This window comes from Roseovarius sp. A46 (genome assembly GCF_004126395.1).
In the GTDB taxonomy this organism is placed as follows: domain Bacteria; phylum Pseudomonadota; class Alphaproteobacteria; order Rhodobacterales; family Rhodobacteraceae; genus Roseovarius; species Roseovarius nitratireducens.
Genome location: NZ_PVWS01000014.1, coordinates 31,380 through 54,159, shown reverse-complemented (window position 1 = coordinate 54,159; position 22,780 = coordinate 31,380). Strand labels below are relative to the sequence as shown.

Annotated in this window: 21 protein-coding genes; 13 read left to right on the top strand and 8 right to left on the bottom strand. The window is 66.1% G+C overall.

Annotated elements, in window-relative coordinates; genetic code table 11:
- Window positions 1-12 precede the first annotated feature (12 nt).
- On the top strand, window positions 13-1,437 hold the full coding sequence (gene atpD / locus C6W92_RS09240; protein ID WP_129432698.1) for a F0F1 ATP synthase subunit beta: 1,425 nt from the start codon (window positions 13-15) through the stop codon (window positions 1,435-1,437).
- A gap of 51 nt (window positions 1,438-1,488) precedes the next feature.
- Window positions 1,489-1,914 carry a F0F1 ATP synthase subunit epsilon gene (locus C6W92_RS09235; protein WP_129432697.1) on the top strand — a complete coding sequence of 142 codons (426 nt, stop codon included), beginning with the start codon at window positions 1,489-1,491 and terminating at the stop codon, window positions 1,912-1,914.
- A gap of 69 nt (window positions 1,915-1,983) precedes the next feature.
- Here C6W92_RS09235 and C6W92_RS09230 read toward each other — a convergent pair whose 3' ends face one another.
- From C6W92_RS09230 to ubiA, 3 genes are read right to left on the bottom strand one after another with little or no spacing between them, the layout of a single operon-like run.
- Entirely contained in the window at window positions 1,984-2,319 is a 336-nt protein-coding gene (locus tag C6W92_RS09230; RefSeq protein WP_129432696.1) for a hypothetical protein, read from the bottom strand.
- Window positions 2,306-4,231: an OmpA family protein gene (locus C6W92_RS09225; protein ID WP_129432695.1), complete on the bottom strand. Its 1,926-nt coding sequence runs from the start codon at window positions 4,229-4,231 to the stop codon at window positions 2,306-2,308. Before C6W92_RS09225 ends, C6W92_RS09230 begins: the two co-directional genes overlap by 14 nt.
- Window positions 4,232-4,288: 57 nt before the next feature.
- Window positions 4,289-5,254 (bottom strand): 4-hydroxybenzoate octaprenyltransferase, encoded by a 966-nt coding sequence (gene ubiA, locus C6W92_RS09220; RefSeq protein ID WP_129432694.1) that lies wholly within the window; start codon window positions 5,252-5,254, stop codon window positions 4,289-4,291.
- Between the two features lie 11 nt (window positions 5,255-5,265).
- Here ubiA and C6W92_RS09215 point away from each other — a divergent pair, with 11 nt between their 5' ends.
- The 6 genes from C6W92_RS09215 (at window position 5,266) to C6W92_RS09190 (ending at window position 10,573) form a co-directional block, all read left to right on the top strand.
- The gene (locus tag C6W92_RS09215; RefSeq protein ID WP_129432693.1) at window positions 5,266-5,994 is read left to right on the top strand and encodes a 16S rRNA (uracil(1498)-N(3))-methyltransferase; all 729 of its coding nucleotides are present in this window, start codon (window positions 5,266-5,268) and stop codon (window positions 5,992-5,994) included.
- Complete coding sequence (locus tag C6W92_RS09210) at window positions 5,991-6,515, top strand: hypothetical protein (RefSeq protein WP_129432692.1); 525 nt, start codon at window positions 5,991-5,993, stop codon at window positions 6,513-6,515. The genes C6W92_RS09215 and C6W92_RS09210 overlap by 4 nt, the downstream gene beginning before the upstream one ends.
- A gap of 65 nt (window positions 6,516-6,580) precedes the next feature.
- Window positions 6,581-7,951 carry a glutamate--cysteine ligase gene (locus tag C6W92_RS09205; RefSeq protein ID WP_129432691.1) on the top strand — a complete coding sequence of 457 codons (1,371 nt, stop codon included), beginning with the start codon at window positions 6,581-6,583 and terminating at the stop codon, window positions 7,949-7,951.
- Window positions 7,952-8,151: 200 nt separating this feature from the next.
- Entirely contained in the window at window positions 8,152-8,586 is a 435-nt protein-coding gene (locus C6W92_RS09200) for a universal stress protein (RefSeq protein WP_104019788.1), read from the top strand.
- A 26-nt stretch (window positions 8,587-8,612) separates the two neighbouring features.
- Window positions 8,613-10,169, top strand: a complete 1,557-nt coding sequence (locus tag C6W92_RS09195) for an alanine/glycine:cation symporter family protein (RefSeq protein WP_129432690.1) — start codon at window positions 8,613-8,615, stop codon at window positions 10,167-10,169.
- A 119-nt stretch (window positions 10,170-10,288) separates the two neighbouring features.
- Window positions 10,289-10,573: a hypothetical protein gene (locus C6W92_RS09190; RefSeq protein ID WP_206735520.1), complete on the top strand. Its 285-nt coding sequence runs from the start codon at window positions 10,289-10,291 to the stop codon at window positions 10,571-10,573.
- A gap of 177 nt (window positions 10,574-10,750) precedes the next feature.
- Here the strand turns inward: C6W92_RS09190 and C6W92_RS09185 are convergent, their stop codons facing one another.
- Window positions 10,751-12,772 (bottom strand): hypothetical protein, encoded by a 2,022-nt coding sequence (locus tag C6W92_RS09185; protein ID WP_241691114.1) that lies wholly within the window; start codon window positions 12,770-12,772, stop codon window positions 10,751-10,753.
- Window positions 12,773-12,920: 148 nt separating this feature from the next.
- Here C6W92_RS09185 and C6W92_RS09180 point away from each other — a divergent pair, with 148 nt between their 5' ends.
- The 3 genes from C6W92_RS09180 to C6W92_RS09170 all read left to right on the top strand — a co-directional run bounded on the left by C6W92_RS09180 (window position 12,921) and on the right by C6W92_RS09170 (window position 16,329).
- Complete coding sequence (locus tag C6W92_RS09180; RefSeq protein ID WP_129432688.1) at window positions 12,921-13,595, top strand: thiamine diphosphokinase; 675 nt, start codon at window positions 12,921-12,923, stop codon at window positions 13,593-13,595.
- Window positions 13,592-15,223 carry a hypothetical protein gene (locus C6W92_RS09175; protein ID WP_129432687.1) on the top strand — a complete coding sequence of 544 codons (1,632 nt, stop codon included), beginning with the start codon at window positions 13,592-13,594 and terminating at the stop codon, window positions 15,221-15,223. The genes C6W92_RS09180 and C6W92_RS09175 overlap by 4 nt, the downstream gene beginning before the upstream one ends.
- Window positions 15,224-15,414: 191 nt before the next feature.
- Window positions 15,415-16,329, top strand: a complete 915-nt coding sequence (locus C6W92_RS09170; protein WP_129432686.1) for a DMT family transporter — start codon at window positions 15,415-15,417, stop codon at window positions 16,327-16,329.
- On the opposite strand, the gene C6W92_RS09165 is transcribed toward C6W92_RS09170, so the two are convergent.
- The 3 genes from C6W92_RS09165 to C6W92_RS09155 form a co-directional block, all read right to left on the bottom strand.
- Complete coding sequence (locus tag C6W92_RS09165) at window positions 16,313-17,062, bottom strand: NlpC/P60 family protein (RefSeq protein ID WP_129432685.1); 750 nt, start codon at window positions 17,060-17,062, stop codon at window positions 16,313-16,315. The two genes, C6W92_RS09170 and C6W92_RS09165, sit on opposite strands and share 17 nt — an antisense overlap.
- A complete protein-coding gene (locus tag C6W92_RS09160; protein WP_129432684.1) occupies window positions 17,059-18,438 on the bottom strand; it encodes a leucyl aminopeptidase family protein in 1,380 nt (459 codons plus the stop codon). Before C6W92_RS09160 ends, C6W92_RS09165 begins: the two co-directional genes overlap by 4 nt.
- A gap of 87 nt (window positions 18,439-18,525) precedes the next feature.
- On the bottom strand, window positions 18,526-18,870 hold the full coding sequence (locus tag C6W92_RS09155; RefSeq protein WP_241691113.1) for a hypothetical protein: 345 nt from the start codon (window positions 18,868-18,870) through the stop codon (window positions 18,526-18,528).
- 190 nt (window positions 18,871-19,060) lie between these two features.
- Between C6W92_RS09155 and C6W92_RS09150 the strand changes: the two genes are divergently transcribed.
- A complete protein-coding gene (locus C6W92_RS09150; RefSeq protein ID WP_129432682.1) occupies window positions 19,061-19,711 on the top strand; it encodes a carbonic anhydrase in 651 nt (216 codons plus the stop codon).
- 161 nt (window positions 19,712-19,872) lie between these two features.
- Window positions 19,873-20,529 carry a hypothetical protein gene (locus C6W92_RS09145; protein ID WP_129432681.1) on the top strand — a complete coding sequence of 219 codons (657 nt, stop codon included), beginning with the start codon at window positions 19,873-19,875 and terminating at the stop codon, window positions 20,527-20,529.
- Window positions 20,530-20,571: 42 nt separating this feature from the next.
- Here C6W92_RS09145 and C6W92_RS09140 read toward each other — a convergent pair whose 3' ends face one another.
- Complete coding sequence (locus C6W92_RS09140) at window positions 20,572-22,767, bottom strand: 3-hydroxyacyl-CoA dehydrogenase NAD-binding domain-containing protein (protein ID WP_129432680.1); 2,196 nt, start codon at window positions 22,765-22,767, stop codon at window positions 20,572-20,574.
- Window positions 22,768-22,780 lie beyond the last annotated feature (13 nt).

Genomic DNA, 22,780 nt, shown 5'->3' with positions numbered 1-22,780 from the left:
CGGAGACGAAACATGGCAAACGCAAAAGGCAAAGTGACTCAGGTCATCGGTGCCGTGGTGGACGTTCAGTTCGGCGACCACCTGCCCGCGATCCTGAACGCGCTGGAAACCGACAACCACGGCAAGAAGCTGATCCTGGAGGTTGCGCAACACCTCGGCGAGAATACCGTGCGCACCATCGCGATGGACGCGACCGAGGGTCTTGTGCGCGGGCAGGAGGTGACGGACAGCGGTTCGCCGATCTCGGTGCCGGTGGGCAATGCCACGCTGGGCCGCATCATCAACGTGGTCGGTGAGCCAGTGGACGAACAGGGCCCGGTCAACGCCGACGAGACCCGCGCCATCCACCAACCCGCACCGGAATTCGACGAACAGTCGACCGAGAGCGAAATCCTCGAGACCGGCATCAAGGTGGTGGACCTTCTCGCTCCTTACGCCAAGGGCGGCAAGATCGGCCTGTTCGGCGGCGCCGGCGTGGGCAAGACGGTTCTCATCATGGAACTGATCAACAACATCGCCAAGGTGCACTCGGGCTACTCGGTGTTCGCCGGTGTCGGCGAGCGGACCCGTGAGGGCAACGACCTCTACCACGAGATGATCGAATCCAACGTCATCAAGCCCGACAACCTCGAGGAAAGCCAGGTGGCCCTCGTCTACGGCCAGATGAACGAGCCGCCGGGGGCCCGCGCCCGTGTCGCACTGACCGGCCTGACGCTGGCCGAGCAGTTCCGCGATCAGTCGGGCACCGACGTTCTGTTCTTCGTCGACAACATCTTCCGCTTCACGCAGGCGGGTTCCGAGGTGTCGGCACTTCTGGGCCGCATCCCCTCGGCCGTGGGCTACCAGCCGACGCTGGCCACCGACATGGGCCAGATGCAGGAACGCATCACCTCGACCAAGCAGGGCTCGATCACGTCCATCCAGGCCGTCTACGTGCCGGCGGACGACCTCACCGACCCGGCCCCGGCGACGACCTTCGCCCACCTCGACGCCACCACGGTGCTGTCGCGTGCGATTTCCGAGCTCGGCATCTACCCCGCCGTGGACCCGCTCGACTCCAACTCGCGCCTGATGGACCCGCAGATCGTGGGCGAGGAGCACTACCAGGTCGCGCGCGACGTGCAGGGCATCCTGCAGCGCTACAAGGCGCTTCAGGACATCATCGCCATCCTCGGGATGGACGAACTCAGCGAAGAGGACAAGCTGACCGTGGCCCGCGCCCGCAAGCTCCAGCGCTTCCTGTCGCAGCCCTTCGACGTGGCCAAGGTGTTCACCGGCTCCGACGGCATCCAGGTGCCGCTTGAAGAGACGATCAAATCGTTCAAGGCCGTGGTCGCGGGCGAATACGACCACCTGCCGGAGGGGGCCTTCTACATGGTGGGCGGTATCGACGACGTGGTTGCCAAGGCAGAGAAGATGGCCGCAGCCGCTGCCTAAGCGCCGCGCGGCGGGCCATCGGCCCGCCAGCTGCCACAAGAGGAGGCCGATATGGCTGAGACAGTGCAATTCGATCTCGTGAGCCCCGAGCGTCTTCTCGCTTCGGTGGAGGCGCGCGAGGTGCTGATTCCCGGTGCCGAGGGCGACATGACGGCCCTGCCCGATCACGCACCGCTCATCACGACGCTGCGCCCCGGCATCGTTCGGGTATCGGGGGTCGATGGCGACAAGGAATACGTCGTCACTGGCGGTTTCGCCGAAATCAACGGGCAGAGCATCTCGGTCCTGGCCGAGCGTGCCCTGCCGCGCGCGGACGTGACGAAAGAAGACTTCCAGTCGATGGTGGACGAGGCAACCGAGCGCCTCAACCGCGTGAAGGAACAGAACGCCGACGAGCATGGTCTTATCGACGATGCCACCAAGCTTCTGCACGACATGGTGGCCGTGGGCGATCACATCGGCATGTCGCCCAACTGAGATTGGACAGGTTCACAGCGAAAAAGGGCTGCCACGTGCGGCCCTTTTTTCTTGTCCGGCCTTACCGTCTTACTCGGCGGCCTGCCGGGTGATCTTTTCCAGATGGACGCGCAACTGCTCGGCCTCGTAGCGGGCCTCGCGCAGCCCCTCCATCGTCGCCGAGAGTTCGGCCTCGGTCTGGCTGAGCTGATTGGTCAGTTCCGCTTCGCGCTGTTGCAGGTAGGTGATCGCCTGGTCGCGCGTCTCCTCGGCCTCGTGCAATTCTTGCGCGAGACGCTCGAGTTCGCCCACCTCTGAGGGCTGCACCCGCACGAAACGGTGTATCAGCCAGTTGGCAAACCAGCCCACGCAGAATGCCACGAAGAGCACGATCGCGGTCGCGATGATGAATTCAGTTCTGTTCATCGGCGGTGCTGTCCTGACCGGCCTCTTCTTTCCCTTCCTCCTTGTCCCCCGTATCCTCGGCGCTTTCAAGGCCCGTTTGCTCCTCGGGGGCAGGATCGGGCCGGATCAGGCGAAATTCGATGCGGCGGTTGGTTTCGCGGCCCTCCTCGGTGTCGTTGTCGGCGATTGGCCTGCTCTCGCCATAACCCTTCGCCTCGAGCCCGGAGGTAAGCACCCTGCGCAGGCGCAATTCGTCGAGCACGGCGCGTGCCCGCTCAAGGCTCAGCCGGGCGTTCATCTCCTCGCGACCCTGGCTGTCGGTATGGCCCGCCACCTCCATACGGATCTCGCCGCATTCCTTCAGGATCACGGCGATCTCGTCGAGAATCGTGGCTCCCGTTCCGTCGATCCGCGCCGATCCCGGCTCGAATCCGATCTTGCGGTCGTCCTGCACCGCGGCGATGCGCGCCTCGCACTCTTCGGGTGTGGGCAGCGCGGCTACGGGATCGAGCTGCTCGACATAGGTCACGTCGAGATCGAACGGCTCGCTGCTGCCCAGCCTGTCGACCAGGAGCTGCGCTATGGCGGTGCCTGCTTCCTTGCGCCCCGACTTGCCGCGCACCATGGCGGAATCAGGCGTCACCGTCACCGCACCGCTGTTGAGATGCGAGAGTGCCTCGATGGCGAGTAGCACGCGCATCGGCCAGTCCTTCGGAAGCCCCTCGGCCACACGCGCGGTCACATGCACCGCATCCGCGGCAAAACGCGCCTGAGCCAGGCTCGTCGCGGTGTCGCGCATCCGCGCGCTGCCGATGCGCCCACGCAACAGCACCTGCCCCTCGGGCGACAGCGTAGCGATGAACTCCTGCACCACCGGCGCGCTCTTCTCGTCAGGTGGGGGCGGCAGCGTGGCATCGAGCGCGAAAACCTCCGGCAACGCCCCTTCGAGCGCGCCAACCACGTCGTCGAACAGCGCCTGATCGGTGCCCGGCTGTGCCAGCAGGGAGATATCTGCATCGGTGAGCGTGACGCTGCCCGCTCCGAGACGCGCCAGCGCGTCGATCGCCTGTTCGGCGGCGCGTGCCCAGTGCGGCGACGGCACACCCATGCCGACAACGCATTCCGCGCGCCCCTCCTGCCCCGCACGCGCGGCGGCGCGCAGGATGTGCTCTCGTGCCTCCTCGGTATCGGCTGAACAGGCGTCAAAGCGCGCACCACGTTCGTCGATGACAAAGCGCAGCGTGAACGGCGTGATCACCGGGCGCGGCGCGGAAATATCCAGAGCGAGGCGCACATCCTCGGGGCTGCGCCGCGCCAGATCGGTCTCGATGCGTCGCTTTTCCTCGGCGCTGTCGACCATGGCCGTGACTGAAACGCGCTCGGCGGTCACCGATATCTTGCTGCGTGGCAGGCTGCCGAGCGCGTGCAACGCGTGGCGCAACGCGGGCTGCCAGCTCTCGGGCGCCGGGTAATCGGCAGCATCGAGCAGGTCGGCGACCGGCGCCCCGTCCGTCGCCTGCGCGATATCCTCGAGAAGTTCTTGTCGGTCAAGCGCGGCGGGCACCAGCCCGATGAGCGAAATGCCCCGTTCGTTGCGCAGGATCTCGATGGCGAATTGCGGCGGCGTGAGCGGCTCGGCCTCTTCCACCACGGTCTGGTCGATCACCCTTGTAGCATCGACCACCTGGCCTGCGACAGACAGCGCGGCAAAGCGCGCGGCTTCGTCCGGCGCGGTCCCGGCGAGGAACACCTGCAACCCGTCAGTGCCCACCTCGGCCCAGACCATGCCTTGCCTGTCGAGTGCATCGCGCACTGCGCGGCGCGAGCCGTCCTCGATGGCACTCACCGCAAAGCCGGCGGCCAGCATGGACAGCGCGGCGGCCCCCGCAAAGGCTCCGCCGATGGAAAAGATCGTGGACAGGCGCCAGGACATGCGACCTCGTGTCGTTGCACTCGCCTGCGTTTTAGGCACCGTGACACCCGAGCGCAATCACACCAGCAACGCAATGGCGAAAAACGGCACCGGCAACAGCCCCGCGTTGCGATTCGAGCGGAAAAGCGCCAACAGCCGCGCGTTGTCATCGAGCCGCAGCCGCCGCAACTGCCCGAAGAGGTGCCAGCCCATCGCCCAGACCCCGCACAAGGCCACGACCAGCGCCACGGGCCGCCCCGCAGGCGCGGCAAGAATCACCGCCACCATCATCAAGAGCACGCAGGCCATGAGAAACCGCCGCAACCAGCGCGGCGAGTCGTCGCCAAATAGCCGCGCAGTGGATTTCACCCCTATCAGCGCGTCATCCTCGGCGTCCTGATGGGCATAGATCGTGTCGTAGAAAAGCGTCCACGCGATCCCCGCGAGGTAGAGCACCACCGCTGGTGCCTCGAGCCGCCCGGAATGCGCCGTCCACGCAAGAAGCGCACCCCAGTTGAAGGCGAGCCCGAGGAAGATTTGCGGCCACCAGGTGAACCGCTTGGCAAAGGGATAGACCGCCACCGGCAGGAGGGCGAGAACCCCGAGCGCGATGGCGGCCGCGTTGAACGTGAGCAGGATGGCGAACGCCACGAGGGACTGCGCGCACATCCACGCCAGCGCGCCGCGCACCCCCACCTGCCCCGAGGGGATGGGCCGCGAGGCGGTGCGCGCCACCGACCCGTCGATGTCTCGGTCGGTGATGTCGTTCCAGGTGCAGCCCGCCCCGCGCATCAGAAACGCGCCAATGGCGCAGCCCGCGAAAATCCACGCGTCAAACCAGCCCGCGCGCCCGTCGGCCAGCATCGCCAGCACCAGCCCCCACCAGCACGGCAGCAGCAACAGCCAGGTACCGATCGGTCGATCTGCGCGGCTGAGCCGCAGGTAGGGGCGCGCGGCGGCAGGGGCATAGCGATCCACCCAATTGCCCCGATAGGCATCGGCCACGGTGCCTTCGGCCTCTGGTGTCCGGTTTGCTGCGCTCATATGCTAACCCCATGAGTGGATCGCGGATCAGGCTGTATGTAGAGCACCCACTGGGGGAAGGGCAAACCCTGTCTCTCGACCGCGCGCAGGCGCATTACCTCTTTTCGGTGATGCGGCTCGGCCCGGGCGACGGCGTTGCCGTGTTCAACGGGCGCGATGGCGAATGGCGGGCCACCGTCACCGAGGCCGGCAAGCGCGGCGGCACGCTCGCCTGCGAGACGCAGACCGCGCCGCAGCGCGACCCGCCGGACCTGTGGCTGCTGTTCGCGCCGATCAAGAAGGCACGAACCGATTTCATCGTGGAAAAGGCCGCCGAGATGGGGGCCGCGCGCATCCTGCCGGTGCAGACCGATTTCACCAATTCCGAGCGTGTCCGGCAGGACCGGTTGCAGGCGCACGCCGTCGAGGCCGCCGAGCAATGCGGCGGCACCTATGTTCCCGAGGTGACTGGCCTGCACAGGCTCGATTCACTGCTCGCGGATTGGCCCGCGAACCGCCGCCTGATGTTCTGCGACGAGGCGCTTGCAGGCGGTGCCTGCGCCCTGCCCCCTGACGGGCGAGGGCAGCCATGGGCCGTGCTGATCGGCCCTGAAGGCGGCTTTTCCGACGCCGAGCGCGCCCGTTTCTCAGCCCTGCCCTTTGCCCATCCGGTGGCCCTGGGGCCGCGCATCCTGCGCGCGGATACCGCCGCCGTCGCGGCGCTCACGCTATGGCAGACGACCTGCGGGGACTGGACATGAGCCTCATCCGCCCGCAGGCGCGCGCGGCGCTCTGGCGCTGGCGCGAGGTGCTGGCGGGGACGGGGGCCGGCATTCTGGGGCTTTGGTGGGTGCTGGGCGGCACCGGGATCGTGCAGGCGCTGGGCTGGGTGCTTATCGCGGTGGCGGTGGCGCTGGGGCTGGCCGGGGTGCAGCGCGCGCGCTTTCGCACCGGGGCGGGCGGGCCCGGCGTGGTGGTGATCGACGAGGGGCTCATAGCCTATCTCGGGCCGCAGACCGGCGGCGCGGTCGCGCTTTCGGAAATGACCGCGCTCATGCTGGATGCAAACGGGACGCGCCGCTGGCTGCTGTCGCAGCCTGGCCAGCCCGATCTCGCGATCCCGCTCGATGCCGAGGGGGCGGACGCGTTGTTCGACGCTTTCGCCACGCTGCCGGGGCTGCGCAGCGGGCAGGTCGTGGCGGCGATGCGCCGTCCCGCGCCCGGCCAGCACCTTCTGTGGGAACGAGCAGGCCGGGAGGCTAAGCGGCCAAGGCTGCATTGACACCCGCGCCGAATGCCGCCAACTCTGACCCCCTAACCGAAGCACACCGCGCAGGAGGCCCGCGCATGTCCATTCCCCAATCCGGCGGCGGGCCGATCGAGCACCACGCGCAACTGGCAGAATATCTCGAAAGCGGCTGCAAGCCACACGACGATTGGCGTATCGGCACCGAGCACGAGAAGTTTGGCTATTGCCGCGACACCCTGCGCCCCCTGCCCTACGAGGGCCGCCGCTCGATCCTCGCCGTGCTGGAAGGGCTGCGCGACGGGCACGGCTGGGCCCCGGTCGAGGAGGCCGGCAAGCTCATCGGGCTGGAAAAGGATGGCGCCAACGTGAGCCTGGAACCGGGCGGACAACTGGAACTGTCCGGCGCGCCGCTCGAAAACATCCACCAGACCTGTGACGAGGTGAACGAGCACTTGGCGGACGTAAAAGACATTGCCGACAAGGTGGGCGTTGGCTTTATCGGGCTGGGGGCCGCGCCGATCTGGCGGCACGAGGAGATGCCGGTCATGCCCAAGGGGCGCTACCGGCTGATGACCGATTACATGGACCGCGTCGGCACGATGGGTAAAACCATGATGTATCGCACCTGCACCGTGCAGGTGAACCTCGATTTCGGCTCCGAGGCGGACATGGTGCAAAAGTTCCGCGTGGCCCTCGCCCTGCAACCGGTCGCCACCGCGCTCTTTGCCAATTCGCCGTTTTTCGAGGGCAAGCCTAACGGCCACAAGTCGTGGCGGGCCCGCGTCTGGCGCGATCTCGACCCGGACCGGACGGGCATGCTGCCATTTGTCTTCGACGACGGGTTCGGGTTTGAGGCCTATGCCGATTACGCGCTCGATGTGCCGATGTATTTTGTCTATCGCGACGGCGTCTATCACTACGCGCTGGGCCAATCCTTTCGCGATTTCCTGCGCGGGGAACTGCCCGCCCTGCCCGGCGAGAAACCCACGTTGTCCGATTGGGCCGATCACCTCACCACAATTTTCCCCGAGGCGCGGATCAAGCAATTCATGGAGATGCGCGGCGCCGATGGCGGCCCGTGGCGCAGGCTCTGCGCGCTCCCGGCCTTCTGGGTGGGTCTGATGTATGACCAGGGTGCGCTCGACGCGGCCTGGGACCTGTGCAAATCCTGGACCGCCGAGACCCGTGAGGCGCTGCGCGTGGCCGCGAGCGTCGATGGGCTTCAGGCGCGGGCCGGCGACATCGCGATGCACGACCTCGCGCGCGAGGTGCTCGACATCGCCGAGGCGGGGCTGCGCGCGCGCGGGCGCGCCGGCGGCGGTGGGATGATCCCCGACGAGACGCATTTCCTCGGCACGCTGCGCGAGAGCGTGGAGACTGGCAAGACCCCTGCCGACGAGTTGCTCGAGCGCTACCACGGTGACTGGCAAGGCGACCTGAGTCGCATCTACGCCGATTACAGCTACTGAACGTCGCGCGACAGCACGCCGCAGGCATCAGTTCTCAAAAAATCGAATTTCCTTTCATCTGGCGCGCGAACCGGCCGGATTCAAGCGCGTTCGGACTGATAACCGGTCGATTTCGGGACAATCGTGACGCGGGGTTCTGCTAATTTCAACTACCGGGTCACATACGAGTCCGGATGACGCAACTACGAGGGAGTCTACAGATGTCCGATAAATTCGTCGTCGGCTACGACGGCAGTGTCGCAGCGCGACGCGCATTGGAGTTCGCGGTCGCGCGGGCAAAGGCGCAGGGCGGTGCGATCGTCCTGGCGCATGTGCTCGAATGGTCGCCATATTCGTTTCTCACACCTTCCGAGCTCGAGGAGCGGCACATGCGCCGCCGCGAGGAAATGGAGCGCGCCGAAGAGGCGGTGCTCGGGCCGGTCGTCGCGGAATTGACCGACAGCAGTGTTTCGGTGGAAACGGTGATCCGCTACGGCAACATCGCCGAGATGCTCGGCAAGATCGCCACCGAGACGGGGGCGGTGCAGATCATCGTTGGGCGCGAGGGTTCCTCGGCGCTCGAGGCACGCATCTTCGGCTCGGTCGCGGGAACGCTGGTGCAGACCGCACCGGTGCCCTGCACCATCGTGCCGTGATCGGATTAACAACAGGGATCAAAATTATGAACAAGAACATATTCTCCGCGGCGCTGGCCGCGGCGGGGCTGGCGCTCGTGGGCGCACCGGCCTTTGCACAGCAACAGGCGATATCGCTCGACGACAAGGTGAACCAGATTTTTGCCGACTCGACCGGCTGGTTCGTCGGCCTCATCTTCTCGAATTTCCCCGGCACCTCGTTTCCGTGGATCGTGATGTGGCTGGTGGTGGGTGCCACCGTTTTCACGCTCTATTTCGGCTTTGTTCAGTTCCGCGCCGTCGGCCATGCCATCTCGTTGGTAAAGGGCGACTATTCCGATCCCGACGACGCGGGTGAGGTGAGCCACTTCCAGGCGCTCGCCACGGCGCTCTCGGGGACCGTGGGCCTCGGCAACATCGCCGGTGTCGCGGTGGCGGTCAGCATCGGCGGACCGGGGGCCACCTTCTGGATGATCCTCGCGGGCCTGATGGGCATGGCGTCGAAATTCACCGAATGTACGCTCGGGGTGAAATACCGCAACGAATATCCCGACGGGCGCGTCTCGGGCGGCCCGATGTACTACCTCTCCAAGGGGTTTGCAGAACGCGGCCTGCCGGGGGGCAAGATCCTCGCGGTGCTGTTCTCGATCTTCTGCATCCTCGGCGCGCTGGGCGGCGGCAACATGTTCCAGGCCAACCAGGCGCACCAGCAGATAACCGGCGTGGTCGGGCAGTATCCCGGCTGGATCACCGGGCTGGTCTTTGCCGGCCTCGTATTCGCGGTAATCGTCGGCGGGATCAAATCCATCGCCCGCGTGACCGAAAAGGTGGTGCCGTTCATGGGCATCCTCTATGTCGGCACCGCGCTCGTCATCATCGCGATGAACTATCACCTGATCGGCTGGGCCTTCGGCCAGATATTCGCCGGCGCCTTCACCGGGCTCGGTGTCGCGGGCGGCATGGTCGGTGCACTGATCCAGGGCTTCAAGCGGGCGGCGTTCTCGAACGAGGCGGGCGTCGGCTCGGCGGCCATCGCCCACTCGGCTGTCAAGACCAAGGAGCCGATCACCGAAGGGCTGGTCTCGCTCCTCGAGCCGTTCATCGACACCGTCGTGATCTGTACCATGACGGCGTTGGTCATCATCATCACCCAGCAGCTTGTCACCGACCCGCAGACCGGCCTCTACCTGCTCAACGAGGCGGGCAACGGCGTGCAGACCGTTGGCGGCACCTCGGGCGTCGGCCTCACCTCGGCAGCCTTCGGCAGCGCCATCGGCTGGTTCCCCTACGTGCTGGCACTGGCGGTGGTGCTCTTTGCCTTCTCGACGATGATCACCTGGTCCTATTACGGCCTCAAGGCCTGGACCTACCTGTTCGGCGAGGGCGACACCAAGGAACTGGTGTTCAAGGTGATCTTCTGCGTCTTCGTGGTGATCGGGGCGGCGGCACAGCTTGGCCCGGTGATCGACTTCTCCGACGCAGCGATCTTTGCGATGGCGGTGGTCAACATCATCGGCCTCTACTTCCTGATGCCGATCGTCAAGCGCGAGCTCGACAGCTACATGTCGCGGCTGCGCTCGGGCGAAATCAAGAAGTTCATCTGACAGCGCACCCCTTGAGACGTGCCGTGGGGGCCGCCGGGAAACCGGCGGCCCTTTCATCTTTGGCGAGACTGCATAGGTAAAGAACATGATAAGGTAGCCAGACGAAAGGAAGGTGAATGATGGACAAAGACACATACGAGAAGAAACTGCAGGCACAGCTCGACCAGTGGCAGGCCGAGATCGAGAAGTTGCAGGCGCAGGCCCGAGAGGCAACAGCCGACATGCAGGGCAAGTATCAGGAGCAGATCCGCGAGCTGCGCGAGAAGCGAGACGAGATGGAGGCGCAGTACCGGAAAATCCACGCCGCCGGCGCCGATGCTTGGCAGGACTTCAAGACCGGTGCCGACAAGGCCTGGGACGACATGGCGACAGCCATGAAATCGGCATGGAGCCGGTTCGGCTAGGGTATTCTGCCCACGCGCGGGCCAGGCTCTCATCCGGCTGAACGCGCGAAACAAGGGGGGGGCCGGGCGCAGGAACACGGACGGTCAAGGCACACGCGCTCTGCGATGTCGAACCAAGCACACGCGTGGCCCACCCGCCAGGACGGCGGGGGTTCTGGCGTCGCCGCTCCCCTGTACTCAGCCGGCTCGAAGCCGCGCCGCCGCGCGGAACTCGGTCTCCTCGGTCACGGCAAACCGCCCGCCCGAGAGCTTTTGCAGTTTGCCTTCGCGCAAGAGCTGCCCGAATGAGCGCAGCCCGTCTTCGCGCGAAAAACCCTCTTCGTCGATCTCGCGCAGCTTGCCCATCAACATCGGCCGCGAGAACTGGCTGCGGCCTTCGACATCGGCGAGATAGGCGGCCGCAGCCTCGAGCAGGTCGGGCAGATCGGTCGCGCCCAATTCCTCGGCAAAGGTGGAAAAGCCCTTGTCCTGCGCCTCGACCACCTCGGACCGCGCCGCGGCGGCCACCCGACGCGGACGCACCGGGGTGCGCGCCGTATCCACGCGCTGTTCGGCCACCAGCTTGAGCGGCGCCGGGCGCGGCTCGTCGGGGCGGGTGCCGCGCGGGGCATCGGGGGCAGGCATCGCCCGACGCGGTCGAACGGCAGCGTCGAGATCGCCGCGATAGGGCGAGGCGTCCACCTTCTTCTCCAGGTCCGCACCCGCGGCCTTCTCGGCGCGGGTGGCGGCGAGCGCGGCGCGCAGGTGCTGGATCGTGTTGCGTCGCCGCATCGAGCCGGGATCAGCCATATGGCTGTCGGTCTCGTCGAAAATCCGCGACACCTCGGTCCGTTTCCCGCCCCTCGCCTGCGCCGCATGCGCAGGTTCGGCATCGGGCGTGGGCTCGTCCCTGGCGACCTCCGGTTCGTCCCAGGTCTCCGCCTCATCCTCCGCCTCGATCTCCTCGCCAAGCTCTGCATCCAGGCTCGCGAGTTCGCGTTGCAGCTCTGCCTCGTCCTCGGGGCTGAGCGCGTCAGCCTCGTCGCCGAAGATGTTGACCGTGTCCTCGCCTGCCTCGTCCGGCGAGTCTAGAAGCCCGCCCTCACGTGCGGTCTCGACATCGGCGCGGCTTACCTTGAACACCCGCGCACCGCCCCGGTCATCGGCGTCAGGCGGGGCCGCATCACCGGTCTCGTCGGTGTACGTCTCCGGTTCAGTCGCAGCCCCGGCCTGCGCATCCACCGGCGTGGCATCTGCGAGGAGCGCGGCAAGCGTGTCCTCGAACAGGCTGTCCTTATCCCGCGCCACCGGCGTCTCGGGCGCCGGAGTTTCTGCTGCGGATGCGTCGCGTTCATCCCGGGGATCTGCATCCTCGTTCGCCTCAGGCGGTGCGGCCGCGGTCTCCTGTCCGGTGGGGGCCGCGGCGTCGTCGTTCTCAGCCACCTCGTCCCATGCAATCGGCCCTGACGCGGCGGTGTCCGCGAAGTCCTGGGCATGTTCGTCCTCGTCATAGGTGTCCGACGCGCCAACCACCGAGCGGATGAGGTCGAGCCGCGCACTTAGATCATCGGTCCCGGTGGCAGGCGGGGCTACACCCGCATCATCCACCTGCTGCACCAGCGGCTTCGCGGTCTCTTCCCCGTCTGTCTCAGGTGCCGGTGATTCGTCTTCGCGCTCAAGACCTTCGGGCTCCAGCGGTTCAATCGTCGCTGTGTCCGTTTCCAAGGCCTCCGTCTCGGTCTCCTCCTCGGATTCGAGAGTGTCCGCCGTGTCGGCTGCAAGGTCCTCTTCAGGTGTGGGCTGCTCCTCCGCCGCGGCCTCCATCTCAGGTGCAATTTCTTCCTCGGCAGCGCTATTCTCATCGGGAGAGGAATCCTCCCCGGACACAGCCCCCGGCTCGGGAGCGGTCTCCGCTCCGGGTGCGGCGCTCAGCGCCTCGGCGAGCGCCTTGCCCACGGTCGCGTTGTCCTGCGCACGCAGGACGATCCGGCCCTCGTGTTCATGCGCCTCGACCCGGCGCGCAATCTCGCGCTCGGCGATACGCGCCAGCATGTCGGCATCGGGTGTTGGGGGCTCGGCCCCGAAATAGCGGTCATCGGCGGCAAGATCCCGGAAATATTCGGCAATCGCCTTCATCGTCTCGAACGACTCGTCAAACCCTTCCAGCGTGCACGAAAACGTGCCGTAGGAAACCGTCAGGATCTTACTGGAACCAACCATGTCAAATGCTCACTTTGCTTGTCTGCAAAGACAGTGTTTACCATACCCTCCGCGACCAAAGCGGCCCGATTCTTCGATCTTTACTGTATCATTTCGTGGCCCGATTGTGTCATCGCAGGTATTAACGCAACGATAATGGCGACGGGAAATGATTGTTCGCGAAAAGGAGGCAATCTCACTGATCGGCGGTGCGCGTGTGGCGCGCTCCGATCTTGATGCCGCCCTGAGTCTCGCGCCCGTGGTGGTGGCCGCCGATGGTGGTGCGGATGCAGCGCTTGAAGCCGGGCTTATGCCACGCGCGGTGATCGGCGATTTCGACAGCATCAGCGCCGCTACCCGCGCCCGCCTGCCCGATGACATCCTGCATCCGCTGCACGATCAGGATAGCACCGATTTTGACAAATGTCTCAAGCACATCGACGCGCCGCTGATCCTGGGGTTGGGTTTCACCGGCGACCGGCTCGACCACCAGATGGCCGCGTGCAACTCGCTGGTGCGCCACGCCGGGCGGCGCTGCGTGCTGCTGGGCGCGCATGACCTTATGTTTCTCTGCCCACCGGTACTGGATCTGCCGCTCGAACCGGGTCGCCGCGTGTCGCTATTCCCGATGGGCGCGGTGGAAGGAGCGTCCGACGGGCTGGAATGGCCGATCGGCGGGATCAACTTCGCGCCCGACGGACGCGTAGGCACCTCGAACCGCACGGTTGGGCCGTTGAACCTGTCGGTTACCGCACCCAAGATGCTGGTCATGCTGCCGGGCAATATGCTGGAGACCGTGGCACATGCCCTGATGTCCGCCACCGCGACCTGGGAACCGGCATGAGCACGACACTGCGCAAAGGCTGGTTCAACGCGGTGGTAATCGACCTGGCGCGGCAGATGCGATGGACCTTTTTGCCGCCGCTCATGGTTTATTTCGCCGCCGGGTTCTCGGGGCTGACGGCAATCGTCGGCACCTTCTTCGTTAAGGAATATCTCGACCTGTCGGCCGCCTACCTTGCAGGGCTCGCCTTCTGGGCGGGGCTTCCCTGGGCGCTCAAGATGCCGCTGGGACACCTCGTGGACATCATCTGGCGGTGGAAATGGCTGCTGGTCTATGTCGGCGCGGGGCTGATCGGGCTGTCGGTCCTCATCATGTACCTCCTGCTCACGCAGACCGAGATGATGACCGCCATCATGCCGATGGCAGCGTGGTATATCGCCTCCTACATGCTCGCGCCCTCGGGCCTTGTGATCCAGGACGTTGTGGCCGACGCCATGTCGGTCGAGGCCGTGCCGCGCATCGACACCGACGGTCGTGAGATTGGGGTGGAAGAGTCGCGCGCCCTGCACACCACGATGCAGACGCTGGGCCGCTTTGCCCTGATCCTCGGGACGGTGGCGGTGGCGTCGCTCAACATCACCATGTTTTCGGGGATCGAGGCGATGGACGCCGAGGGCAAGCGTCAGGTCTACGCCACGATCTACCTCAGTGCGCTGGCGATTCCGCTGGTGTCGGTCTCGGGCGTGGTGCTGGCGGGGGTGCAGAAATGGCGCGCGCGCCGGGGGCTGATCCGCTCGGGGCTTGACCCGGCTGAGGCCGATACGCTGTTCGAGCGACCGGGAGAGGATACAAAACCCAACCCGTGGTATTTCATCGGCGGCGCGGGGTTCGTCGCGGTCTCGCTCACCGTCGGGCTAAGCGAGATCGCCTACGGGCAGGAGATCATCTTCGCCGGATCGCTGACGATCGTGCTTCTGCTGATGCGCCAGCTTGTCGCCGTGCTACCGGTCGCGCAGGCGCGCACGCTGATCGGTACGGCGCTCATCGTCTTCATCTTCAGGGCCACCCCGCGGCCCGGTGACGGCTATACCTGGTTCTCCATCGACGAACTGGGATTCGATCAGCAATTCCTCTCTATCCTGTCGCTCATTACCTCGATGCTGACGCTGGTGGGTATGGTGATCCTGCGCCCGCTCATGGCCAACAATTCAATTGTCTGGATCGTGGTGGTGCTGACAGTCGCAGGGGGCGTCCTGTCGCTGCCGAATATCGGGCTCTATTACGGCGTGCAGGAGGTGACAGCGGCGCTGACCGGCGGCGTCGTCGATGCGCGTTTCATCGCCATCCTCGACACAGCGATCGAATCGCCGCTGGGCCAGATCGCGATGATCCCGATGCTCGCCTGGATCGCGCGCAACGCACCTGACGATCTCAAAGCCACGTTCTTCGCGGTGATGGCGTCCTTCACCAATCTCGCGCTCTCTGCCGGGTCGCTGCTGACCAAGTATCTCAACCAGGTCTTTGTCGTCACCCGTGAGGTGACCGACCCCGAGACCGGCGCCGTTACCACGCCCGCCGACTACAGCCAGCTTGGCTTTCTGCTCATCGTCGTGACCGCGATAACCGTGGCGGCCCCGTTGCTGGCCGTAGCCCTGGTACAGCGCTCGCGGCTCAGAAGCGTGGATTGAGCGGGAAACGTACAGTTTTGTGGGCCGGCAATCGGACTGAAGCGGCCCCTTGAGCACCCTGTGGGTAGCCGCGCAATGATGCCAGGCCAATGCGTCCATCCAGAGGTCGAACCTGCCCCCAACCGCCCGTGCGCCCTTGGCTTTGACAACCAGACGATTTTCGTGAAGGTGGGCACTCCGGGGGAGGGTGCATGATGGACAACGCGGGCCGGATGTCGCTGGGCATCCTTCTGATGATCGGGTTCTGCGTTCTGGCTCCGCTCCAGGACAGTTTCGCCAAGCTCATCGGCGGGGCGGTCGCCGTGGGGCTGGTGGCGGCCACGCGGTTCCTGTTCCAGGCGGGTCTGCTCCTGCCCGTGGCGATGACCTTCGGTTGGCTGCATCGACCCGGGCGACGCGAGATCGGGCTCCACCTTCTCCGCGGCGCGCTCTTGCTGGTGGCCACGGCCTTTTTCTTCACCGCGCTGCGCTTCATGCCGATTGCCGATGCGATTGCCATCTTCTTCGTCGAGCCGTTCATCCTGACGCTGCTGGGCGGCCTGCTTCTGGGCGAGCCCATCGGCCCGCGCCGCTACATCGCCTGCGGCGTGGGGTTCGCGGGCGCGCTGCTCATCATCCAGCCGTCGTTTCAGGAGGTAGGGGCGGTGGCGTTCCTGCCGCTGGTGACGGCGCTTTGTTTCGCCTTCTACATGATCCTGACGCGGCAGATGGCCACGCGGATGCACCCGATCACACTTCAGGTCTATACCGGGCTCGCGGCGCTGGCGCTGGCCGCGCCGCTTCTTTGGGTCTTCAAGGGCAGCGGTTTTGCCCCGCTCGATGCAAGCTGGCCGACGCCCGACATGCTGCGCCTGCTGGTGGCGCTGGGTGTGGTGGCAACGCTGAGCCACGTCTGCCTGAGCTTCGCGCTGTCGCTGGCACCCGCCTCGCTGCTGGCACCGTTGCAATACCTGGAAATCGTCAGCGCCACGGTGTTGGGTTTCTACATCTTCGGCGATCTGCCTGACGGGCTAAGCGTGGCGGGGATCGTGCTTATCGTGGCCTCGGGACTGTTCGTGTTCCTGCGCGAGCGTCACCTGGAGCGGCGGCCTACGCCGCAGCCTTGAGCCGTTTGCGCGCGGTCACCGGGCCGTCGCCTTGTGCCTCGATGCGGGCGATGGCGTCAGGCAGCGGCTCGTATGCCACGGCCATGTGATGGACGTTGGCGTGGATCAACGTGTCAGGGTCCACGACCCAGGCAACATGGCCGCGCCAGAACAGCAGGTCGCCGCGTTGCAGGGGGGCGTCCTCGGACAGCGGGTATCCGAGCGCGACCTCCTGCTCGGCGCTGTCACCGGGGCAAGGCAGGGCGCAGGCGAGGCAAGCCACCTGCACCAGCCCCGAGCAATCGATGCCAAGGGCGGAATTACCGCCCCAGAGATAGGGCGTGCCCAAGAGCCGCTCGGCCACCGCGACGGGATCGGTCTCGGGCACATCCAGCGGGGCGAGATGCGCGCGCGGGGCATACCCATGTGGCGTCTTGGCAAAGCGGTCCGTCTCGCCGCGCACTTCCAGCCGCGTGCCGAGGCTGAGCATCGCGCGCTCGCGGCTTTTGAAATCCGGGGCGGGGTAGAGATGGGTGGCGCGCGCGCAGACCCAGTGCGTCATCCGCCCTCCGGTCAGGGCAGCATCCGGCACGAAACCGGGATAGCCGTCGCGCTGCGCCGTGACCTCGGCCCAGCCATCGCGGTGCCCCCGCACAGCGACCGCCTCGCCCATCAAAAGCTGCCGGTCGCGCGGACCGTTCGGCGCGCGGCACAGATCGACCAGCGGCCAGCCTATGAGGCGCGTCTCGCTCATAGTCCCAGGACCTCGGGCAGCGCCTCGAGCAGCGCGCGCGCGCCCATGCCGACACCGCCCTTGGGCCGGGCGGGCGCGGGCTTGGGCTGCCATGCGTAGATGTCGAAATGGGTATAGGGCAGGCCGCCCGCGAAGCGGCGCAGGAACAGCGCGGCGGTGATCGAGCCCGCCATACCGCCCGAAGGTGCGTTGTCGAGATCGGCAATCCCCGGCTCGATCATCGCCTCGTAGGGGGCGTGGAAGGGCATGCGCCAGACCGGGTCGGCAACCTTTTCCGCCGCCCTATCGAGCGCGGCAGCAAGCCGCGAATCGTCGGTGAAGTAGGGCGCGAGATCAGGGCCGACGGCCACTCGCGCCGCGCCGGTGAGCGTGGCCATCGAGACCATCAGGTCGGGGGCCTCCTCGGCCCCAAGCGCCAGCGCATCGGCGAGCACCAGCCGCCCCTCGGCATCGGTGTTGTTCACCTCCACGGTCAGGCCATTGCGCGCGGTCAGAATGTCGCCGGGGCGAAAGGCCGTGGCGCTGACGGCATTTTCCACCGCAGGGATCAGAACGCGCAGCCGCAGGGGCAGGCCAAGCGTCATGATCATTTGCGCGACCCCCAGCACTGTAGCCGCGCCGCCCATGTCCTTCTTCATCAGCCCCATGCTGCTACCGGGCTTGAGGTTGAGCCCGCCGGTGTCGAAGCACACGCCCTTGCCGACGAGGGTAAGCGCGGGCCCCGCGTCGCCCCAGCGCATGTCGATGAGGCGGGGGGCCTGTGCCGCGGCGCGCCCGACCGCGTGGATCATCGGGAAGTTTTGCGCGATCAGGTCGCCGCCGCAGACCACCTCGACGCGGGCACCAAAGCGAGCCGCAAGATCGGTGCAGGCGGTCTCGAGCGCATCGGGGCCCATGTCGGCGGCGGGGGTGTTGACGAGGTCGCGGGTCAGCGCCTCGCCCGCGGCGATCACCTCGAGCCGGGCGGCATCCACGCCCTCGGGGGCGACGAGGCGCGCTTTCGCGGAACCCTGCTCGCGGTAGCGGTCGAAGGCGTAATGCGCCAACAGCCAGCCGAGCGCCTCTACCTCCGTCGCCTCTTGCGGCAGGCCCTCGATGCGGTAAGTGCCCTCGGGCAGCGCGGTCGCGGCGGCGGCGAGGTGAAAGCGCCCTCGCGCGCGGGCGGCCTCTGTGCCGTAGCCCGCCACCGCGAGAGCGATGCCGCCCGCGCCGTCGGGAACCGGTGCCGCCTGGCCAAGCGCGGCAGTGAACCCGGTGGCGCGCAGCCAGTGTGCAGTTGCCTCGGGCTGTGCCGCGAGCCATGTCTCGAGCGCGTCCTCGGTGATAACATGCAGCGGGATGGCTTGGGTGCCGGGATCGGCAAAGGTAAGGGGCATCGGCAGTCTCCGGGACAGGGGTTCAGCCGCAGCCTAGCGGGGATTGCGCCGCCTGCAAGCCCCGCCGCGACGGTCGCATGCGCAGCCTCAGAACGCCCCGTCCTGCATGTCCCATATCTCGCAAAGTGACTGTTCGGCGATGCGCAACAGGCGGGCAAATGTCGCGCCGAGCGCAGTGCCGTCGCCCGCGTCGATGCAGACGGTCACGTCGCGGGCCACCCGCGCCATCAGCGGCATGCCTACCTCCTCGGCCATGCCGACGAGACCGCGGCAGCCCTTGCGCATCGCGGCGAAGCGCGCGGCACGAAAGTCTCGCTCGGCGCGCGCAAGCCGCGCAGCGATCTCTTCCAGAGCGCGGCAGACCACGTCCTCTGCCCCGCGTGTGCCAAGTTGCATGTAAAGCGCCTCGAGACGGTCAGCGTCGAGGCGCACCCGTTCTGCCGGTTGCAAGGCCGTCACCTGTTCCACTGTCTCACCCGATCATCGATCTACCGCGCCCCCACGGACGGATGCAGGATGCGGCGCAACGGTTCTCAAATGGTTTCCGGGCGGAACAATTCTCTCTCGAATTCCGTGAAAATACCGTTTAATCGGGGCAGGCCCCGCCGCTCTGGAGACGATCATGGATCATGTGCGCCCCCTGCCGTCCTACCTGGTGCAGCGCTATCACGGTTGGCGCGCCACGGGCTATGCCGAGAACCAGGCCTGGTACCGTCACCTTGCCGAGCAAGGGCAGCACCCGCGCGCGATGGTTATCTCGTGCTGCGACAGCCGCGTCCACGTCACCTCGATCTTCGGTGCCGATCAGGGCGAGTTCTTCATTCATCGCAACATTGCCAATCTCGTTCCGCCCTACGAGACGGATGGCGGACAGCACGGCACCTCGGCGGCGGTGGAATTCGCGGTCACCGCGCTGAAGGTGGCGCATATCCTCGTGATCGGCCATTCCGCCTGCGGCGGTGCCAAGGGGTGCCAGAAGATGTGCTCTGGCCAAGCGCCCGAACTCGAGCAGAAGACCAGCTTTGTAGGGCGTTGGCTGGAAATCCTGCGACCGGGCTATGAGCGCGTTAAGGACGTGGACGACGAGGCGGCACAGCTCGACGCGCTGGAGCGACAGACGGTGGTGGTGTCGCTCGAGAACCTGATGAGCTTTCCCTTCGTGTCCGAGCGAGTCGCCAGTGGCTCCCTGTCGCTGCACGGGTTGTGGCACGATATCGGCTCCGGCAAACTCGAGCAGTATGACGCGCTTCGGGACAGCTTCGTGCAGCTGTGACCGACGCTTCGCCGGGGGCGCGCGAGACCGGGATGGCGCGAGGCGCAAAGCCAATATTGCGCCGACAGGCGTGCGCTGGGCAGGATTTTCTTGTTTTCCGAAAGCTATATGCGTATAATTCGCGTTATGGGGGAGTGTAAACCGATCGAGAGGATCGCATCGTGTTCCCGTTTTCCCGTCATGTTTGCACTCGACGACTGACCGAGACCGGATGCGCGCACTGCGGGGCCTCCGGCCTTGTCGAGGGCACGGCGCTGCGCGTGCGCGGCGGCTGGCGGAAGGCTGAGCAGATTGATCGCCACGATCACCTGCACATATTCCCCAAGGGACGGAAGCAGCCCGAGGAGGTGACGCGCGAAAACATCTGGCTCGACCCGGTGGATTGCCCCGCGGTGGTGCATCCGCTCGCGGTGCCGCCGCACGCGCTGGGCAATCGCGAGGCGTTCCTGCTGCAACAGGATATGCGCGTGCTGATGCACGATCCCGGCCTGCGCCCGCATCTCGGGACGGGGCATGTCACCATCCGGGGGGGTGATCTGATCGGGTTTCGCGGCATCACGCCTGCGGACCCACCCAAGGGCGCAGGTTTGATCCGGCCGATCTTTGCCGCCGAGGAATACGTGCTGGTCGCTGGTGGAGCGTGGATCCAGTGCCCTCCATCCATCCGCGTGCTGGACCCCGCTGCCGAGGATGACGGCCTGCGCTCGGTGATCGGGGGGCGCATGATCCGCCATCTCGACACCGAAGAGGCCGACGCGTTCCTTGCCGCGCAGGAGAGCCGCGACCACGAGGCCCCGCGCGTTTCTGCGCGCCGCTGACCCTGCGCCGTACCCGATAGGTACGGCGCAGGGCCCTATGGCTCAGGCCGCCTGTGCCTCTTGCCCGAAGCGAGCGTAGAAGCCCTGCCCCTTGTCGGCCATCTCGCGCAACAGCGCGGGCGTGGTGAAGCGGGGGCCGAATCTGGCGGTCAGTTGGTCGCAGCGCTCGGCCGCATAGGGCGTGCCAATGATGTCGAGCCAAGAGAAGGGTCCGCCCGACCACGGGGCGAACCCCCAGGCAAGGATTGCGCCCACGTCACCCTCGCGGATATCCTCGAGTACGCCATCCTCGAACGCGCGCACCGCCTCGAGCACCTGCGCGAACATCAGGCGGTGCTGCACCTCGATGAGATCAGGCTGTTCCACGGCGCGGGGGTATTTCTCGACGAGGCCCGGCCAATAGCCCTGCCGCTTACCCTTCTCGTCATAGTCGAAGAAGCCGGCATTGGCCTTGCGGCCAAGCCGTCCCTCGCCCTCCATCCAGAAGATCACCTCGTCCACGGCCTCGTCGGGATAGTCGTCACCCATCGCCGCCCTGGTCGCCCGTGCGATCTTTGCGCCGAGGTCGATCGAGGTCTCGTCGACCAGTTGCAGCGGCCCGACCGGAAAGCCCAACTGCCGCGCCGCGTTATCGATGAGCGCAGGCGCCACGCCCTCGGCCAGCATGCGGATACCCTCGTTGATGTAGGGGATGATGCAGCGGTTGCAGTAGAAGAACCGCGCGTCATTGACCACGATGGGCGTCTTGCGGATTTGCCGGACGTAGTCGAGCGCCTTGGCGACAGCGCGCGGGCCGGTCTGCTGCCCCTTGATGATCTCGACGAGGTACATCTTCTCCACCGGAGAGAAGAAATGGATGCCGATGAAATCCTGCGGTTTATCGCTGGCCCTTGCCAGATCAGTGATCGGCAGGGTCGAGGTGTTGGTGGCGAAGATGCAGTTTTCGTCCACCTCCGCGAGCGCCTTCTTCGTGGCCTCGGCCTTGATGCCCGGGTCCTCGAACACCGCCTCGATGATCAGGTCACAGCCCTTGAGCGCGCCGTAATCGGTGGTGGCGGTGATGCGGCCCAGCATCTCGGCCTTCTTGTCCTCGGTGGCCTTGCCGCGCTTGATGCCCTTGTCCATGTAATCGGCGGTGTAGGATTTGCCGCGGTCAGCCGCCTCCTGGCTTTGGTCGATGAGCACGACCTCCATCCCGGCTTGCGCCGAGACGAGCGTGATGCCCGCGCCCATCATGCCCGCGCCGAGTACACCAAGTTTCTTCACGCGCTGGTCAGGGGCGTCGGGGCGGTTTGCGCCCTTCTCCAGCGCCTCCTTGTTGATGAAGAGCGAGCGGATCATGGCGCTGGAACTCGGGTCCATCAACACATGGGTGAACCAGCGCGCCTCGATCTTCAGCGCGGTGTCAAACGGCACGAGCGCGCCCTCGTAGACGGCAGAGAGCAGCGCCTTGGCGGCGGGAAAGGCCCCTTGGGTCTTGCCGTTGACCATCGCGGAGGCACCGACGAACGTCATGAATCCTGCTGGGTGGTAGGGTGCGCCGCCGGGCATCTTGTAGCCCTTCTCGTCCCACGGCTTGACGATGGACGGGTTCGACAGCACCCATTCGCGGGCCTTGTCGAGCAGCTCGTCGGCGGGCACGACCTCGTCCACCACTCCGACGGACTTGGCCTTTTTCGGATCGTTGAGCTTTCCCTCGAGCAGGAGCGGCGAAGCGGCCATCGCGCCCATCTTGCGTGCGAGCCGCGTGGTGCCACCGGCGCCGGGGAAGATGCCGACCATGATCTCCGGCAGGCCGATCTTGGCCGATCCGTTGTCAGCGGCGAAAATGCGGTGGCAGGCGAGCGGAATTTCCAGCCCGATGCCGAGCGCCGTGCCGGGAAGTGCGGCGGCAATGGGTTTGCCGCCCTTGTTCTTGTCATCCATGCCCGCGCGTTCGATCTTGCGCAGGATCGAATGCATGTTCATCAGCCCGTCAAAGAGCCCCTTGGCCGGATCGTCGCCCGCCATTTCCTTCATCCGGGCGATGACGTTGAGATCCATGCCCCCGGCGAAACTTCCCTCCTTGCCAGAGGTGATGACGATGCCCTTGACGGACGTATCGGCGAGCGCGTCGTCGATGAGGGCCTCAAGCTGCGGCCAGGCCTCCATCGTCATGACGTTCATGGATTTCCCGGGCACGTCCCAGGTGATGATCGCAACGCCGTCGGCGCCTTTGTCCATGGTGAAATCGGTCATGTCTTTCGTCTCC